This is a genomic window from Brevundimonas vesicularis (assembly GCF_014204545.1).
Classification (GTDB): Bacteria; Pseudomonadota; Alphaproteobacteria; order Caulobacterales; family Caulobacteraceae; genus Brevundimonas; species Brevundimonas vesicularis_B.
In genome coordinates this window covers 268,662-285,717 of the sequence record NZ_JACHLJ010000002.1, presented here as the reverse complement: position 1 = coordinate 285,717, position 17,056 = coordinate 268,662, and the positions used below count along the sequence as shown (strand labels likewise).

Annotated in this window: 18 protein-coding genes; 5 read left to right on the top strand and 13 right to left on the bottom strand. The window is 66.1% G+C overall.

Going from position 1 to position 17,056, the window contains the following annotated elements; all coding sequences use genetic code 11:
• Positions 1 to 9: 9 nt before the first annotated feature.
• The 4 genes from HNP47_RS09500 to HNP47_RS09485 form a co-directional block, all read right to left on the bottom strand.
• Positions 10 to 1,581: an ATP-binding protein gene (locus HNP47_RS09500; protein WP_184279359.1), complete on the bottom strand. Its 1,572-nt coding sequence runs from the start codon at positions 1,579 to 1,581 to the stop codon at positions 10 to 12.
• A 147-nt stretch (positions 1,582 to 1,728) separates the two neighbouring features.
• Positions 1,729 to 3,090: a glutamate--cysteine ligase gene (locus HNP47_RS09495; RefSeq protein WP_184279358.1), complete on the bottom strand. Its 1,362-nt coding sequence runs from the start codon at positions 3,088 to 3,090 to the stop codon at positions 1,729 to 1,731.
• Between the two features lie 202 nt (positions 3,091 to 3,292).
• A complete protein-coding gene (locus HNP47_RS09490) occupies positions 3,293 to 4,012 on the bottom strand; it encodes a 16S rRNA (uracil(1498)-N(3))-methyltransferase (protein ID WP_184279357.1) in 720 nt (239 codons plus the stop codon).
• 55 nt (positions 4,013 to 4,067) lie between these two features.
• Positions 4,068 to 4,490, bottom strand: a complete 423-nt coding sequence (locus HNP47_RS09485) for a helix-turn-helix domain-containing protein (RefSeq protein WP_260394769.1) — start codon at positions 4,488 to 4,490, stop codon at positions 4,068 to 4,070.
• Between HNP47_RS09485 and HNP47_RS09480 the strand changes: the two genes are divergently transcribed.
• Together HNP47_RS09480 and HNP47_RS09475 are read left to right on the top strand one after the other, a co-directional pair.
• A complete protein-coding gene (locus tag HNP47_RS09480; RefSeq protein WP_184279356.1) occupies positions 4,489 to 4,818 on the top strand; it encodes a nuclear transport factor 2 family protein in 330 nt (109 codons plus the stop codon). The two genes, HNP47_RS09485 and HNP47_RS09480, sit on opposite strands and share 2 nt — an antisense overlap.
• Positions 4,815 to 5,612: an SDR family oxidoreductase gene (locus HNP47_RS09475; protein ID WP_311770064.1), complete on the top strand. Its 798-nt coding sequence runs from the start codon at positions 4,815 to 4,817 to the stop codon at positions 5,610 to 5,612. Before HNP47_RS09480 ends, HNP47_RS09475 begins: the two co-directional genes overlap by 4 nt.
• A gap of 7 nt (positions 5,613 to 5,619) precedes the next feature.
• On the opposite strand, the gene HNP47_RS09470 is transcribed toward HNP47_RS09475, so the two are convergent.
• The 8 genes from HNP47_RS09470 to HNP47_RS09435 form a co-directional block, all read right to left on the bottom strand.
• Positions 5,620 to 6,783, bottom strand: a complete 1,164-nt coding sequence (locus HNP47_RS09470) for an acyl-CoA dehydrogenase family protein (RefSeq protein ID WP_055806174.1) — start codon at positions 6,781 to 6,783, stop codon at positions 5,620 to 5,622.
• 165 nt (positions 6,784 to 6,948) lie between these two features.
• A complete protein-coding gene (locus HNP47_RS09465) occupies positions 6,949 to 8,733 on the bottom strand; it encodes an acyl-CoA dehydrogenase C-terminal domain-containing protein (protein WP_184279355.1) in 1,785 nt (594 codons plus the stop codon).
• A gap of 3 nt (positions 8,734 to 8,736) precedes the next feature.
• Positions 8,737 to 9,219, bottom strand: a complete 483-nt coding sequence (locus tag HNP47_RS09460) for a MerR family DNA-binding transcriptional regulator (protein ID WP_039244783.1) — start codon at positions 9,217 to 9,219, stop codon at positions 8,737 to 8,739.
• A gap of 189 nt (positions 9,220 to 9,408) precedes the next feature.
• Entirely contained in the window at positions 9,409 to 9,825 is a 417-nt protein-coding gene (locus tag HNP47_RS09455; RefSeq protein ID WP_184279354.1) for a DoxX family protein, read from the bottom strand.
• Between the two features lie 198 nt (positions 9,826 to 10,023).
• Positions 10,024 to 10,242, bottom strand: a complete 219-nt coding sequence (locus HNP47_RS09450; RefSeq protein WP_184279353.1) for a helix-turn-helix transcriptional regulator — start codon at positions 10,240 to 10,242, stop codon at positions 10,024 to 10,026.
• Between the two features lie 12 nt (positions 10,243 to 10,254).
• Positions 10,255 to 10,782, bottom strand: coding sequence for a DUF2975 domain-containing protein (locus tag HNP47_RS09445; protein ID WP_184279352.1), 528 nt, complete (start codon positions 10,780 to 10,782; stop codon positions 10,255 to 10,257).
• Positions 10,783 to 10,905: 123 nt separating this feature from the next.
• Entirely contained in the window at positions 10,906 to 12,318 is a 1,413-nt protein-coding gene (locus HNP47_RS09440; RefSeq protein ID WP_184279351.1) for a protein adenylyltransferase SelO family protein, read from the bottom strand.
• Positions 12,319 to 12,636: 318 nt separating this feature from the next.
• On the bottom strand, positions 12,637 to 13,473 hold the full coding sequence (locus HNP47_RS09435) for a hypothetical protein (protein WP_184279350.1): 837 nt from the start codon (positions 13,471 to 13,473) through the stop codon (positions 12,637 to 12,639).
• Between the two features lie 375 nt (positions 13,474 to 13,848).
• Between HNP47_RS09435 and HNP47_RS09430 the strand changes: the two genes are divergently transcribed.
• Positions 13,849 to 14,400 (top strand): OmpA family protein, encoded by a 552-nt coding sequence (locus HNP47_RS09430; RefSeq protein ID WP_039244254.1) that lies wholly within the window; start codon positions 13,849 to 13,851, stop codon positions 14,398 to 14,400.
• A gap of 61 nt (positions 14,401 to 14,461) precedes the next feature.
• Here HNP47_RS09430 and HNP47_RS09425 read toward each other — a convergent pair whose 3' ends face one another.
• Complete coding sequence (locus tag HNP47_RS09425) at positions 14,462 to 15,172, bottom strand: NAD-dependent deacylase (RefSeq protein ID WP_184279349.1); 711 nt, start codon at positions 15,170 to 15,172, stop codon at positions 14,462 to 14,464.
• A 62-nt stretch (positions 15,173 to 15,234) separates the two neighbouring features.
• Between HNP47_RS09425 and HNP47_RS09420 the strand changes: the two genes are divergently transcribed.
• Both HNP47_RS09420 and HNP47_RS09415 read left to right on the top strand, forming a co-directional pair.
• Positions 15,235 to 16,341 carry an S-(hydroxymethyl)glutathione dehydrogenase/class III alcohol dehydrogenase gene (locus tag HNP47_RS09420; RefSeq protein WP_184279348.1) on the top strand — a complete coding sequence of 369 codons (1,107 nt, stop codon included), beginning with the start codon at positions 15,235 to 15,237 and terminating at the stop codon, positions 16,339 to 16,341.
• A gap of 2 nt (positions 16,342 to 16,343) precedes the next feature.
• Complete coding sequence (locus HNP47_RS09415; RefSeq protein ID WP_184279347.1) at positions 16,344 to 17,036, top strand: SDR family NAD(P)-dependent oxidoreductase; 693 nt, start codon at positions 16,344 to 16,346, stop codon at positions 17,034 to 17,036.
• The last annotated feature ends 20 nt before the right edge of the window (positions 17,037 to 17,056 follow it).

Sequence of the window (17,056 nt, the reverse complement as noted above, 5' to 3'; positions counted from 1 at the left end):
AACGTCGGATCAGGGCGCGGTCGCCGCCTGAATGCCGGCCAGCAGGCTGGCGGCGGTGATGGGCTTGGGGACGTGCAGGTCGGCGCCGGCGTCGCGCGCCTGGTCGCGGTGCTCGCTCATGGCGTTGGCGCTGAGCATGATGATCGGCGTATGGGCCTGATCGGCGCGCGCAGCCTCGATCCGGCGTATGGCGCGGGTCGCGGTCAGGCCATCCATTCTCGGCATCTGCATGTCCATCAGAATCAGGTCGAAGGTCTCGGACTGGAAGGCGGCCAGGGCCTGCTGGCCATCTGCGACAGTGACGACCTGCATGGCGTGGGCCGCCAGGATCAGCTGAACGACGCGCTGGTTGACGGGATGATCCTCGGCCAGCAGCACGCGCAGCGGCGCCAGGGGGCGGTCGGCCTCGGCCGCGCGAGCGCGCCTCTGCGCATCATGTTCGGTCAGGGATGCGGCGCGCGTCAGCGGAATCTCGACCGTGAACCGGCTGCCGACACCCGGCGTCGAGGCGGCGGAAATCCGCCCGCCCATCAGTTCGACCAGCGAACGACAAATTGACAGGCCCAGGCCCGTGCCGCCGAACCGCCGCGTGATGGTGCTGTCCGCCTGGCTGAATCGGTCGAACAGACGGGCCGCGTGGTCGGAAGAGAAGCCGACGCCCGTATCCTCAACACTCAGCGTCAGATGGGTCAGGCCGTCGGAATCCTCGTCCACCGCAATGGCGACGCCGACCGAGCCGTGACGGGTGAACTTGATGGCGTTGGACAGCAGATTGTCGAGCACCTGACGGATGCGGGTGCTGTCGCCGACGAACATGCCGCGCGCATCGGCGTCGCGGCGGATGTCGAAGGTCAGTCCCTTGGCCTCGGCCTTCAACCGCATGACGTCCAGCGGGGCGGCGACGGCTTCGTCCAGATCGAAGGGCCGGCTTTCCAGGTCCAGATGCCCGGCCTCGATCTTGGACACATCCAGAATGTCGGACACCAGCCGTTCCAGCGTCACGCCGGAGGTTGCAATCAGGGCGACCATCTCGGCCTGCTCGGGCGTCAGCTCGGTGCGCGACAGGGCGTCGACGATGCCGATTACTCCGTTCAGGGGCGTGCGGATTTCGTGGCTCATATTGGCCAGGAACTCGGACTTCGCGGCATTGGCGGCCTCGGCGGCGGCGGTGGCCTCTCGCAGGGCCTGCTCTGCCGCGACCTTTTCGGTCACGTCGCGGGCGATGCCATAGATGCGGTCGCCCTGGCGATGGGCGCGCCATTCGACAGTGACGTAATGACCGGCCTTGTGGCGATAGCGGTTGATCTGACCAAGGACGGGATCGCCCGGCCGCCGGTTTTCGACCTCGACGATGCTTTGGCGGGTCGCGGCGTGGTCGTCGGGGTGGATCAGGCGCAGCAGGCCCTGCCCTTCGATCTCTTCGGGGCGATAGCCCAGCATGGTGAACCAGGAGGCGCTGGCCTTGACCACGCGCCCATCCAGCTCGCGCACCACCAGCAGATCCAGCGACACATCGAAGAAGGTGTCCAGATCGACATCGGCTGTCGGGAAGGCCAGGGCCGCAACGGGCGAACAGGTCATGGCGCACTCTCTTGAATTCAGACCCATGTTACGGCGGAACGGTTAAGCTCGCCTTTGCAAAGGGCCGAAATGCACCGACGCCGACGGCGACGGCCTATCCGCGAGGCGCCTTGCGATCCGAGGATTCGCTGGAGAATTCGCCGTCCCCTAGTAGGCGAAGTCAGCGTAGATGCGCTTCACGTCTCCCTGCCAGGCGCCGTGATACAGGTCCAGCAGGCGCTCAGCCGGCGTGACGCCGCTGTCGGCGATGTCTTCCAGTTCCGACAGATAGCCGCGCTCGTCCACCATCCCGCCCGAGAATTTGGCGCGGTTCTTCAGGCCCTGTTTGGCGATGTTCACCAGGTCGACGGCGATGTCGCGCACCGATCGGCCCGCCACCTCGGCCTTGAGGCCCAGGCGGGTCACATCGCGGCGCAGGCGCTCGTGGTCGGCGATGTCCCAGTCCTTGACCAGGTCCCAGGCAGCGGCCAGCGACGGCGCGTCGTACAGAACCCCAGCCCACAGGGCGGGCAGGGCGCAGATCCGGCTCCAAGGTCCGCCGTCGGCGCCGCGCATTTCCAGATAGGCCTTCAGCCGCACCTCGGGGAAGAGGGTGGTCAGGTGGTCGTTCCAGTCCTGCAGGGTCGGATACTGGCCGGGCAGGGCGGGCAGTTTTCCGGCCTGGAAGTCGCGGAACGACTGGCCCGAGGCGTCGACATAACGGCCGTCGCGCTTGGCGAAATACATCGGCGTGTCCAGCGCATAGTCGGCGTAGCGCTCGAAGCCGAACCCCTCCTCGAACACGAAGCCCAGCATGCCGGTGCGGTCGGCGTCGGTGTCGGTCCAGACATTGGCCCGGGCCGACAGGAAGCCGTTGGGGCGGCCCTCGGTGAACGGCGAGCAGGCGAACAGAGCGGTGGCGATGGGTTGCAGCGCCAGCGAGGATCGGAACTTCATCACCATGTCGGCTTCTGAATCGAAGTCCAGGTTCGCCTGGATGGTGCAGGTGCGCAGCATCATGTCCAGGCCCAGGGTCCCGACCTTGGGCATATAGGCGCGCATGATGTCGTAGCGGCCCTTGGGCATGACCGGCACCTGTTCGCGGGTCCACAGCGGGTCGAAGCCGGCGCCCAGGAAGCCGACGCCGATCTGGTCTGCGACCTGCTTGACCTCCATCAGATGCTGGCCGGTCTCGTTGCAGATGTCGTGGATGCTCAGAAGCGGCGCGCCCGACAGCTCGAACTGACCGCCCGGCTCCAGGCTGACAGAGGCGACGAAGCCTTCGCTGTTCCTGCGCTCCAGCCCAATCAGGAAGCCGTTCTCCTCGACGGGCGACCAGCCGAAGCGTTGCAGCCCCTCCAGCATGGCCTTGATGCCGTTCGGGCCGTCATAGGCGGGGCGGGCCAGGGTGGTCTTGTCGAAGCCGAACTTCTCGTGCTCGGCGCCGATGCGCCACTGGTCCTTGGGCTTGATCCCCTTGGACATGGCCTCGATCAGAGCGTCTCTGGAAAGCGGCGCGTTATCGGCCATCTGTAACCCCTGCTGTCGCGGCTAGATGGCGGCTAAAGCCAAGTTCCTCAAGGGGGTGGAATGAAATCCGCTCATCCCCGCGAAAGCGGGGATCCAGTTTTTCGCCGCGCGAACTTCCGAGATGGCCGCAGGCTTATGATGTTGAGGGTCATCGCACAAAGCCCTGGGTCCCCGCTTTCGCGGGGATGAGCGGAACTAGAAGTCAGCGTTCCCAATCACCGACGGCCGCCTGCCACAGGGTCATGGCGGCGATGGCGGCGGTGTCGGCGCGCAGGATGCGCGGGCCCAAAGACACGGCGATGGTGAAGGGCAGGGACCGCAGCCGCTCGCCCTCTTCCGGCGAAAACCCGCCCTCCGGCCCGATCAGGATGGACCAGGGGCCTTCGCCTGCGTCTCGCAGGGACGACACGGCGGGCGCCCCACCGGTTTCGTCGCAGAACATCAGCCGGCGTCCGGTCTTCCAGCCGTCCAGCAGGGCGTCCAGCTTAATCGGATCGTCCACCACAGGCACGTCCATCCGCCCGGTCTGCTCGGCGGCTTCCTCGGCGATGGCGTCCAAACGGTCCAGGCGGATGCGGTCGGCGTTGGTGCGTTTCGTCAGGACCAACCGCACCCGGCGCGCGCCCAGTTCGGCGGCCTTCTCCACGATGGTCTCGACCCGCGCCTTCTTCACCACCGCCACGATCAGTTCCAGATCGGGGCCGAAGGTCTGGGGTCGCACCTGTTCCTCGGCGCGCAGGATCACGCCCTTCTTCAGTACTTCCGCGACCGTGCAGCGCCACTCCCCATTGCGCCCGTTGAACACCAGCAGATCGTCCCCGGCCTTCAGCCGCATGACCTGGGTCAGATAGCGGGACTGGTCGAGGGTTGGGGCGAGCGCAGCGCTCGAAGACAGGGGCTGAGGCACATGGAGACGGATCATGAGGCCGAAATAATATGCTTTGCCGCATGGCGATACCGAGATCCAAAGGCCCCATTCACGAGCCTGGCCGGTCTTCCGCCCAGCTGAGAATCGCATCCAGCGCCGGGCATAGGGCCAGGCCCCAAGGCGTTAGCCTGTATTCCACCCTGGGCGGCACCTCGGGATAGACAATACGTTGCACGACCCCGTCGCTTTCCAGTTGGCGCAACTGCTGGATCAGCATCTTCTGCGACACTGCGGGGATGGCGCGCTCCAACTCTGAAAAGCGCAGGGCGTCGCCGCTGAATAGGTGAAAAAGGATCACCATCTTCCATCGCCCCTCCAGAATACGGAAGGCGGCGGTCACGCCCTCTGCGGCGGTGAGGGGCGTATGCTCATGCTTACCTTTAGGTGGGTAGCTGACTTTTTCGTCTGTTCTTGTCATTTTTTCAGCATAGGCCCACCTCATCTCCAGCACAAACGACGGAGATTGACCCATGCTTAGCCAAGCGCCGGCTCCTATCGGGGCCTATTTCGACGCCATCGAGCGAGGGCGCGTCGAAGACGTCGCCGCCGTCTTTTCACCGGACGGCGAGGTGCGCGACGAGCGGGTGGCTCACCGGGGCCGAGAGGCGATCTCGGCCTGGGCCGCAGACACGCTGGAACGCTATAAGATGCGCAACACGCTGTTGTCCGAAAGGGTCGAGGGCGGGCGGCACGTGGTCGTTGCGCGCGTCACCGGCGCCTTTCCCGGCAGCCCGCTGGACTTCACCTACCGGTTCACCCTCGGCGCCGACGGCGTCGCGGTACTGGAGATCAGCCTGTGAGCCCGCCGATCTTCCGTATCGATCCATCCGAGTTCGCGGGCCGCACGGTGCTGGTCACCGGCGGCACCAAGGGGGCGGGCCTGGCCATCGCGCAACGTCTTGAGGCGGCGGGAGCGCAAATCGTGACCACGGCCCGCTCCGCGCCTCAGCAGCCCGGTCCGGGCAGGTTCGCGCCGGCCGATCTGGCGACGGTCGAGGGCGTCGACGCCCTGATCGCGTCTCTTGGCGACGAGGTGGAACGGCTCGATACCCTGATCCACGTGCTGGGGGGGTCCAGCGCGCCGGGCGGCGGTTTCACGGCGCTGGATGACGCGGCGTGGAAGGCGGAGCTGGACTTGAACCTGATGCCGGCGGTGCGGCTGGACCGCGCGCTCGTGCCCGGCATGGTCCGGCGCGGGCGGGGCGTGGTGATCCACGTCTCCAGCATCCAACGCGAACTGCCGCTGCCGGAATCCACGACCGCCTACGCTGCGGCCAAGGCGGCGCTGTCCACCTATTCCAAGGCCCTGTCCAAGGAGGTTGGCCCCAAGGGCGTCCGGGTGGTGTCCGTCGCGCCGGGATGGATCAACACGTCTGCGTCACAGGCGCTGGTGTCGCGTATAGCCGACGCTCTTGGCTCGGACGAAGAGACGGCGCGGCAGACCATTCTGGACGGGCTGGGCGGCATTCCCATCGGACGCCCCGCCTGGCCCGAAGAGGTCGCCGAGCTTGTCGCATTTCTTGCGTCGGACCGTGCCGGTTCGATCCATGGCGCCGAATACCGGATCGACGGCGGGACCGTGCCGACCATCTGACCGTGGGTCAGAGCGTCCGCGCGATCAGCAGCTTCATGATCTCGTTGGTGCCGCCGTAGATGCGCTGCACCCGCGCGTCCTTGTACAGCTGGGCGATCGGATATTCGTTCATATAGCCATAGCCGCCGTGGAGCTGGAGCATCTCGTCGATGGTCTCGCCCTGGATGTCGGTGACCCAGTATTTGGCCATGGAGGCGGTGGCGGCGTCGAGCTTGCCCTGCAGATGCAGGCCGATGCAGTGGTCGGTGAAGACCTTGGCGACGGTCAGCTTGGTCTTGACCTCGGCCAGTTTGAACTGGGTGTTTTGGAAGTCGATGACGCGCTTGCCGAACGCCTTGCGCTCCTTGACGTAGGCCAGCGTCGCCTCAAGCCCACGCTCGGCGGCGGCGACGCCCTGGACGGCGATGTTCAGCCGCTCCTGGGGCAGCTGCTGCATCAGCTGAACGAAGCCTTGGCCCTCGGTCCCGCCGATGATGTTGTCGCCGGGGACCTTCACGTCGTTGAAGAACAGTTCGGAGGTGTCGTTGGCCTCCATGCCGATCTTGTGCAGGTTGCGACCGCGTTCGAACCCTTCCGCGCCATCGGTCTCGACCACGATCAGCGAGGTGCCCTTGGCGCCCTCGGCCGGATCGGTCTTGGCCACCACGATCAGGAAGTTGGCCAGCTGGCCGTTGGTGATGAAGGTCTTGGACCCGTTGACGACATAGCCGTTGCCCGACTTGACCGCCGTGGTCTTGACCCCTTGCAGGTCCGAGCCGGCGCCTGGTTCGGTCATGGCGATGGCGCCGACCAGTTCGCCCGATTGCAGGCGCGGCAGCCAACGCTGCTTCTGCTCCTCGGTGCCGTAATGCCAGATGTAGGGCATGACGATCGCATTGTGCAGCGAAATGCCGAAGTGGTCCGCGCCCTTCCAGCCCAGTTGACGCATCAAGACGACCTCGTGCCGATAGTCACCGCCAAAACCGCCGTCCTCTTCCGGCAGCGACAGGCCCAACAGACCTGCTTCGCCCGCGTCGTTCCACAGCTGGCGCGGCACCGAGGAGTCGGCGATCCATTGCTGCACCTTCTCAAGCGGCGCGTGCTCGTCGATCCATTTGCCGACGCTGTCGGAGAAGAGGGTGATCTCTTCTTCACGCATGAAATCGGGATCGGGGCTGCCCAGCACGTTCATCATCATGTCTCCTCCCCACTCCGGGGGGAGGGGGACCGCGAAGCGGTGGAGGGGCTCTGTCCACCGCTGGGTTTCAGGAATGAGCGACGGAAAGAGCCCCTCCGTCACGGCGCCGAAGAGGCGCCGCGCCACCTCCCCGCGGAGCGGGGAGGAGACGGTTTAGCCTCAGAACGCCTCGGCCGGCATGGCCATCAGCACGTCGGCGCCGGTCTTCATCTTCTTCAGATGGGCTTCCGCGTCGGGCAGGATGCGCTCGACGAAGTAGCGGCCGGTCTGAAGCTTGTTGGCGTAGTAGGGGTCGGTCGAACCGGCCTCGACCTGCGCTTGAGCCACCTTGGCCATCTGCGCCCACATATAGGCCAGAGCCGTCAGGCCGAAGACGTTCAGATAGTCGGTCGATGCGGCGCCGGCGTTGTCCGGATTGGCCATGCCGTTCTGCATCAGCCACATGGTGCCGTCCTGCAGCTTGGCCTTCACGTCGGCCAGGCCGTCGACGAAGGGCTTGATCGCTTCATTGCCGCTGTTCTCGGCCACGAAGGCGTCGATCTCGCCGAACCAGGTCATGATGGCGCGGCCGCCGTTGGCGGGCAGCTTGCGGCCGACCAGGTCCAGCGCCTGGATGCCGTTGGTGCCCTCGTAGATCATGGTGATGCGGGCGTCGCGCAGATACTGCGAGGCGGTGAAGTGTTCGGTGTAGCCCGAACCGCCATGCACCTGCATGCCCAGAGACGCGACATGGAAACCCTTGTCGGTCAGATAGGCCTTCAGCACCGGCGTCAGCAGGCCCATGTAATCCTTGGCTTTCTGGGCCACGGCCGCGTCCTCGGACTTCTCCAGGTCGGCGTGAAGCGCGGTCCACAGGATGAAGGCCTGGCCGCCTTCGACGAAGGCCTTGGACTCCAGCAGCATGCGGCGCACGTCGGGGTGGACCATGATGCTGTCGGCCGGGCCGTCCGGATTCTTGGGTCCAGTCAGCGAACGGCCTTGCAGGCGGTCCTTTGCGAACTCGACCGCGGCCTGATAGGCGGCGGTGCCGATGGCCAGGCCCTGCAGGCCGGTGCCGAGGCGCGCCTCGTTCATCACGACGAACATATTGTTCATGCCGCGGCCTTCTTCGCCGATCAGCCAGCCCTTGGCGCCGTCGTACTGCATGACGGCGGTGGCGTTGCCGTGGATGCCCATCTTGTGCTCGAGACCGGCGCATTCGAGGCTGTTGCGCTCGCCCAGCGAGCCGTCCTCATTGACCAGGAACTTGGGCACGACGAACAGCGACAGGCCCTTGATGCCGGGAGCCGCGCCTTCGACGCGGGCCAGCACAGTGTGGATGATGTTGTCGGCGAAGTCGTGCTCGCCCGCCGAGATCCAGATCTTCTGGCCGGTGATCGAATAGGAGCCATCGCCGTTCGGCACGGCCTTCGTGCGCACCATGCCCAGGTCCGTGCCGCACTGCGGCTCGGTCAGGTTCATCGTGCCCGACCATTCGCCGGTCGCCATCTTGGGCAGGTATTTCTGCTTCAGCTCTTCGGACGCATTGGCGTGGATGCCGGCATAGGCGCCGGCCGTCAGGCCCGGATACATCGAAAAGGCGGCCGAGGCGCCGGCCGTCATCTGACCGAAGGCCGAGGCGACCACGCTGGGCATGCCCTGACCGCCGTACGCCGGGTCGGCGGCCAGCGCCATCCAGCCGGCTTCGGACATGGCCTTATAGGCTTCCTTCCAGCCCTTGGGTCCTGTCACCACGCCGCCTTCGGCCCAGTGGCAGCCTTCCTTGTCGCCCGGATTGTTGATCGGGGCGATGACCTCGTCGGCGAACTTGGCGCCTTCTTCCAGGATCTGGCCGACCAGATCCGAAGAGACGTCCTGGAAGCCCGGCTGGTTAGTGTAGCGGTCGATCTCCAGCACTTCATTCAGGATGAAGGTGAAGTCGCGGACAGGCGCCTTGTAGGCCATGGATTACGCTCTTGCTTTGAAGGGGTGGTGGTGGTCGTGGTTGAGACGCGCACGCAGCAGCTTCTCATAGTCTTCGGCGCCCGGCAGCAGGTCGGGGCGGTGTTCGGACAGCTTTGATTCCATCCAGGCGCAGGCCTGTTCGGCCGTCTCGATGGCGCCTTCGATATCTTCCAGCTGCTGCTTCAGCGCCGCGATCTGGGCGCGGTGCCGCACCAGGGCCACGGCCATCTGATGGACGTTGTGATCCTTCTGATCATAGAGATCCATCATGTCCTGGATCTCCTGAAGGGTGAAGCCGATGCGGCGGCCCCGCAGGATCAGTTTCAGCCGGGCGCGGTCACGCGCGTCATAGACGCGGGTCTGACCCTTGCGCGCGGGCGTCAGCAGGCCCTTGTCCTCATAGAATCGCAGGGCGCGCGCCGTTGCGCCGAACTCGCGGCAGAGCTGGCGGATGGAATAGGTGCGGTGGTCGTCGGCGGTGGCCATACGCCTTCATAACTTGACGTGCGCGTAAAGGGAAGAGGCTTACGCGCACGTAAGGGTAAGCTTTTATCTCGCGCTGACGATCCGGCATGGAAAAGCCCGGAGCCTGGGGGGAAGCTCCGGGCGCAAACGCCGGACTGCAGGGGGAGAGGGGTCCGGCGTTCGATCTCTTTCAATCAGGCCCTGCAGCAATCAGGCCCTGCGGCGGCCCAGCAGCACCGGGACGGTGATGGCCAGCAGCACGGCGTTGACCGCCGCCAGTCCGAAGTCCTGGCTCAGCGCGTGGATCGTCATCATGGTCGCTTCCATGACGATCAGGCCGACCGTCGCCGTCAGCAGCAGGGGGCGACCCACCCGCCACGAGATCAGCGGGCTCAACACGCCCATGGCCAGCACGATCTCGACCACGCCCAGGCCGCGCACCATGTTCTCGGGCGCGACGGCGGGCCAGCCCATCAGATTGATCAGGTTGGTCATCGGCTCGGTCAGCTTGGCGTAACCGGCGGCGATGAAGAACATGGCGACCCAGCCCTGCAGCGTCCACAGGGCGATGTTGGCGTAGGCGGTGCGGCTGCGCGCGGCGGCGGGTGTCAGGGTGGAGGTGGTCATCGGGGAGGAGCCTGATTTCGTAACGGTCGCGATTCGGTCGAAAGGGCCGCTCGCTGAAGATCATATAGCGGCGCTTTCGATCTTTGTCATCATGCGATGACATCAACTGATGACATCGATTGATGACTTTCTGTTACGAACGGAAGGGCGGGGCGGATTTCGTCCGCCCCGCCTGGGATCTCGCATCGCTCTCGCCCCTCAGCCCTCCGGCTGCGGCCCCGGCGTCTGGACGATCAGGTCGCCGGGCTGGCAATCCAGTTCGCGGCACAGGGCGTCCAGGGTCGAGAAGCGCACCGCGCGGGCCTTGCCGGTCTTCAGGATCGACAGATTGGCCAGGGTGACGCCGACGCGGTCGGACAGTTCGGTCAGGGACATCCGGCGTTCGAGCAGCAGCCGGTCCAGTTGGATCATGATCATGGCGCGCGCTCCTCAGACCGTGGTCAGCTGTTCGTCGCGCATGGCCGACCCTTGCCGGAACACCTCGGCCAGGATGAAGACCACCAGAATGCCCAGCCAGGACCCCAGATCGAAGTCATAGTCGGACGGCGACTTGCCGATGCTGTGCGGGGCGACGAAGACCAGCAGCAGCGCCGTCAGCTGAATGCCGATCAGGCCCAAACCGACGCCTTGCAGACGTTTGACGTTGGCGAACTCGAAAGCGTCGCCCTGATTGACCGACAGCAGGATGCGCCGCAGCCGGTTGATGATCCACCAGGTGAAGCCGCAGGCCAGGAAGGCGCCCAACAGCGTCAAACGCTCTGGCCAGTGCAGGTCGCGGGCCGTGCTGCTGTCCAGATCCTTCATTCCGTCGATGAAGCCTGCTGCGAAGTCTGGCGATATGATGCTGCCGAGCAAGCAGATCGCCATGACGATCGTCGCCAGCATGACGAAAACGTTTGCGAACCCTAGGCACCAGCGCAGGGCGCTGGCGATTGAATATTTGCCGATCAGTTTCATCTCGAAAGCTCTTCCATTCGGGTCGCCCTCCGCGACCGCCTTGGTGACTATCGATATGGATTTATCGATAAACGGGCAAGAATATTATCGATAAACGAGATGAAGCTTTCGTAAGGTTTGGCGTCAGGCCGTGAAGCCCCAGGCCAGACGCGCCGCCTCCAACCGATCCAGCTTAGCCTGGAAGGGCGCCCAGTCGTCGGCGTCGGCGATGGCGGCCCAGATCGCCTCGACCTCCTCGATCAGCATCTCCTCCGGGTCGCGCGCGGCGAACATCGGATGTTCCAACCGCTCGATCCGGTCCGGTTCGTGTTCCATCAAAGCAAAGCGGAAGGCGTCGAAGGCCTCGCCCTGATACAGTTTCGCGCGCGGTCCCGACAGCGCACGGGCTGAGGAGGCGAAACCGCCGAACCAGTCGAAGAACAGCGGCTCCCACCGCAGCACCGCGCCGCCCTCCCGCAACAGGGCCAGCGTCGTATCGACCAGCCGCTGATCCGCCGCTTCGCCCAGGCTGTTGACGCCCAGCCGCATCAGGAACGCGGCGCGCAGTTCGCGGATATAGGCGGGACCGAAGCCGTTCAGCGCATCGGTCAACGGCTCGACCTCGGCGACCAGTTTCAGACAGCCGGCCAGTTGCGTCAGGTTCCAGAACACCGCCTCGGGCTGACGCGCAAAGGCGTAAAGGCCCGTCTGGTCGAAATAGGCGGCGGTGAAGGCCGGGTCGTATTCAGGCAGGAACCGCCAGGGGCCATAGTCGAAGCTCTCGCCCGTGACGTTCAGATTGTCGGTGTTCAGCACCCCGTGCACGAAGCCGGCCGCGATCCACCGCGCCGTCAGTTTCGCGGAGGCCTCGACGACAGCCCGCAGCAGGCCGGGCGCATCGCCGGCGGCGACGTCCGGATGATATAGGCTGCGCACATGTTCGATCAGCGCCTCGATCTGGTCCTTGCGCCCCAGATAGACCGCGCGCTGGAAGGTCCCGAACCGCACATGGCTGTGCGACAGCCGCACCAGAACGGCGGACCGCGTCGGCGATGGCTCGTCTCCGCGCTCCAACGCTTCGCCGGTCTCGATCAGCGAAAAGGCGCGGCTGGTCGGGACGCCTTGCGCCTCCAGCATCGTCGCCGCCAGCACCTCGCGCACCCCGCCCTTCAGCGTCAGCCGTCCATCGCCCCCACGCGACCAGGGCGTCTGGCCGGTGCCCTTCGTTCCCAAATCCATCAGCCGACCCGAGGCGTCGCGCATCTGCGCCGCCAGGAACCCGCGCCCGTCGCCCAGATCGGGATTGTAGTGACGGAATTGATGCCCGTGATAGCGCATGGCGATCGGACCGGGCTGTCCCGGCAGGGGCTCGAACCGGCCGAAAGCCGCGATCCATTCCGCCTCGCTCAGCCCCTCCACCCCGACCTCGGCCGCCGCGCGGTCGTTGCGAAACCGAAGGATCGTCTTCGGAAAGTCCGCGGCCTGAACCGCATCGGCATAGTCCGCGCCTAGGTTAAAGAAGCGCGGTTCGGGGCGATAGTTGGGAGAGACGGGCATGGCAGGCTAGGTGCGTGTCCGAGAACAGGAGCGCAACCGCGCGCCCTTCTTTCTTTCGTCATCCTCGAGTTTCGCTTCACTCGCCGCAGGATGACGAAGGGCTGGGACCAACCATCCTATTCGCGTGAGGTCAGTCTCGTGTTTTCAATCCTCTATCGCCCGCCGGCATCATCTTCCTGCCCACGCTTCCAAGCCGTGCGATCCTGTCTCGGTTCGTCCGCAGGAAACGCGTCGCATAGTCGGGGAGGGAGAAATCAGACGAATTAGACGAATTAGACGGTGTTTTTGCAGGCGACTGTCTGAATGGGCGTCGGCGCGTCAGCCCGCGCCCAGCAGGTCCGACCAGCGCCAGCTGCCCTTGCCCAGGGCCAGTTGCGCGCCGCCGGGGCGGTCTTCCAGCTTCAGGACTGCCAGCCCCGTCATGCGCTGGCTCTTGCATTCGGCTGGGGCGAAGGCGACTTCCAGGGCGATGGCCTGGCGCACGCCGGCCAGACCCTTGCCCGCCTGGTTGCGGCTTTGCAGCCAGTCGCCGTTCCAGACCAGGATGGCGCGTCCGTTCGCGTCCATGTCCTGGGATGCGGCGATGACGGCGCGGCGCACGGCCTGGTCGTCGCGCACCGCGTCCTGGACCCAGCGCACCATGTCGCACGACCCGCCGCCCGAGCCTGAACCCGCGCCGGTCCCTCCCGAACCGCCCGATCCGCCGACGCCCGATCCGCCGCCGCCGCCCGGACCTGCGCCGACCGTCATGGCGCCGGCGATCTGGGCCGCGCCCAGCAGGGGCAGGGGCGGACCCGGCGGGGCGGGCGCGGCGGGCAGGGGTTCGACGTCGGGCGGGCGTCTGCTGACCACCAGTCTCGGTCGCGCCGCCGCCACGGCAGGCGGTCGCCGCTGGGGCGCGGGCTTGGCCGGCGCGGCCGCCTGGGCGGCGGCGGCCGGCGCGTCGGGCTTTGGCGAGAGATCGGGCGCGATCACGCGCGCGGGCGGCGGCGGAGGCGGCGGGGGCGGCTCGACCAGTTCGACCATCATCGGCGGCGTCTGCGGCGTCTCGACGATCGGCTCCGCACCGCCGTGCATCAGCAGCGCCAGCCCCAGATGCGCGGCCAGGATCGGCGTCGCCGCCAGCGCCCAGCGCCGTGTGCGCGCCGCGCTCAATCGCCTATCCGTGATGGGAGTTGAACACGCCGCCGCATGGTCATCGGGACAAAACGCCTGTAAAAACCGCCAGGCTCCGTTGAAAACATTCGGTCGCGTCAGGAAAGTGGCGTCGTCGTGAATACAACCGCGCGACGGCGCAGAGCAGCGATAGATGAGCGTGTCCGCCCTCTGGCATCAGCCGTCAGCGGCGCAACGTCTGCACTGAGGCGATGGTTCCATCCTCGTGCAAGAATAACGCGAATATTCGATCTGCTTATGGTCAAGCTGACATGATGCCGCCCAAAGCGCGTCATTACTCCGCCTTGTCTCATACGCCATTTTCATCTTGCGCATGAACTGGGTGTGGCGCTCCCGGCAAGAAGGAGACAAAACTTGAGCAGATCGAAACTCAGGACGGCGGTCGTCGGCGGCGCCCTCATCGCCCTCGGCTTTGCGGCCAGCGGCTGCGCCAGCCATCGTTTCGTGCGTGATCAGGTCGAAGTCGTCGACAACCGCGTGACCACCGTCGAAGGCACTGCAGGCCAGGCCCTGCAACGCGCCAACGACGCGCACAAACTGGCCGAGGGCAAGTTCCTCTATCAGGTCGTGCTGTCGGACGATTCCGTGAAATTCCCCACCGACGCGGCGGCCCTGTCGCCCGAGGCCGAGCAGCGCCTGGCCCAGTTCGCCCAGCGTCTGCAGGGCGAGAACAAGAACGTCTATCTGGAAATCCAGGGCTACACCGACTCGACCGGCACGCCCGAGCATAACGACCAGCTGGGCGAGCAGCGCGCCGAGGCCGTGCGTCGCTTCCTGAACCGCCAGGGCGTCGCCCTGAACCGCATGGCCACCATCTCCTATGGCCAGGAACAGCCGGTGGCCTCGAACGACACGCCCGAGGGCCGTTCGCAGAACCGCCGCGTAACCATCGTCGTCCTGGCCTAAGCCGCCTCGACCTCGAACACCGGAACGGCGGCCGCCTTCGCAGCGGCCGCCGTTTTCGTCTCTACAGCGTGTCGAAGAAGGCCGGCGCGGCCTGCGTCGCCGGCCCGTAAACGCCTTCGTCGAACAGGCGCGCCCCCGACGTCGGCTCCAGATTGATCTCCACCGTCCGCGCCCCGGCATACCGCGCCGCCTGCACGAACCCCGCCGCCGGATAGACCGCGCCCGACGTGCCGATGGACACGAACAGGTCGCACCGCTCCAGCGCCCGCTCGATCCGCTCCATCTGAAGCGGCATCTCCCCGAACCAGACGATGTGCGGCCGCATGACGCCCTGTGGATGATGCGGCGACGCCTCATCCGCCGCCATGTCCCCGGCCCAGTCCATCACCACGCCCGACCGGGTGCAGCGGCCCTTCAGCAGTTCGCCGTGCATATGGATCAGCTCGAAACCGGCGGCCGGCGGCGTCTCTTCATGCGCCCGGTCGTGCAGATCATCGACGTTCTGCGTCACCAGCAGGAAGTCGCCCCGCCACCGCCCCGCCAACGCCGCCAGCGCCCGGTGCGCCGCATTGGGCCGGACATCGGCCAACTGCCGCCGCCGCTGATTGTAGAAGTCCTGCACCAGCGCCGGATCGGCGGCATAACCCTCCGGCGTCGCCACATCCTCGACCCGATGCCCGCACCACAGCCCGTCCGACGCCCGAAACGTCGGCACGCCGCTCTCGGCCGATATCCCGGCACCGGTCAGGACGACGAGGTTTGTGTGTGACATGACGGCTTCATACCATCCTGCGCCTGCCCTAGAAGAGGAGGGAATCGTTCAGGAGCCCCGCCATGAAAACCCGCGCCGCCGTCGCCTTCGAGGCCAAACGTCCGTTGGAGATTGTCGAGGTCGATCTGGAGGGACCGCGCGACGGCGAGGTGCTGATCGAGATCAAGGCCACCGGCATCTGCCACACCGACGCCTACACGCTGGACGGCCTGGACTCCGAGGGCGTCTTCCCCTCGATCCTGGGCCACGAGGGCGCGGGCGTGGTGGTCGAGGTGGGGCCGGGCGTGACCTCGGTCGCGGTCGGCGATCACGTCATCCCGCTGTACACGCCGGAATGCCGCCAGTGTAAGTCGTGCCTGAGCCGCAAGACCAATCTGTGCACCGCCATTCGCGGCACTCAGGGCAAGGGCGTCATGCCCGACGGCACCAGCCGCTTCAGCTACAAGGGTCAGGCCATCGCCCACTATATGGGCTGCTCGACCTTCTCGAACTACACCGTCCTGCCCGAGATTGCGGTGGCGAAAATCCGCAAAGACGCGCCCTTCGACAAGGCCTGCTACGTCGGTTGCGGCGTGACCACCGGCGTCGGCGCCGTAGTCAACACAGCCAAGGTCGAGCCCGGCGCCAACTGCGTCGTCTTCGGCCTGGGCGGCATCGGCCTGAACGTCATCCAGGGGCTGAAGATGGTCGGGGCCGACATGATCGTTGGCGTGGACATCAACGGCGACAAGGAAGAATGGGGCCGTCGTTTCGGCATGACCCATTTCGTCAATCCCAAGGATGTGCCGGACGTGGTGGCCCATCTGGTCCAGCTGACCGACGGCGGCGCGGACTACACCTTCGACTGCACCGGCAACACCGTCGTCATGCGTCAGGCGCTGGAAGCCTGCCACCGCGGCTGGGGCGAAAGCGTCGTCATCGGCGTCGCCGAATCCGGCAAGGAAATCGCCACCCGCCCGTTCCAACTGGTGACCGGCCGCGTCTGGCGCGGTTCGGCCTTCGGCGGTGCGCGCGGCCGCACCGACACGCCCAAGATCGTCGACTGGTATATGGACGGCAAGATCGAGATCGACCCGATGATCACCCACACCTTCGGCCTGGACGACATCAACAAGGCCTTCGACCTGATGCACGAGGGCAAGAGCATCCGCAGCGTCGTGGTGTTCTGATCATGGCCGCACGGGCCCCCGGCTCCATCCTGCTGATCGGGGCGTCGCGAGGCCTGGGCCTGGCCTTGGCCGAGGCCTTCCTGGAGATGGACTGGTCGGTCGTCGCCACCGCCCGATCCGCCGTATCGCCCCTGCACGCCTTGGCGTCGGACCATCCGACGCTAGAGATCGAGATGCTGGACATCACGGATGGCGAGCAGGTGCGGGCGCTTGCAGAGAGGCTGTCGGATCGACGGTTCGATTGTCTGTTCATCAATGCGGGCGTGGCCGATGCGCCGGCTTCTATCGCCGATACGCCGCTGGATGACTTCACACGGCTGATGGCTACCAACGCTTGGGCGCCGCTTCAGGTGGTGGAGGCGCTAGGCGACCGGGTCGCGCCAAGCGGCGTGATCGGCGTCATGTCGTCGGGCCAGGGTAGCATCGCCAACAACAACGGCGGCGGCGTCGACGCCTATCGCGCCTCCAAGGCGGCCTTGAATATGTTGATGCGCGGCTACGCCGCCCGCCGCGCCGACGACCCCCGCGGGCTGTTGTTGCTGGCGCCGGGCTGGATTCGCACCGATCTGGGCGGGCCCGACGCGCCCCATACGATCGAGGACAGCATCCCCAAACTGATCAAGGTGATCCTGGCTCAGAAGGGACGGCCAGGGCTGCATTATCTGGACCGCGATGGCCGGCCCGTCCCGTGGTGATGGGTCCGTTGCCAAAAGAG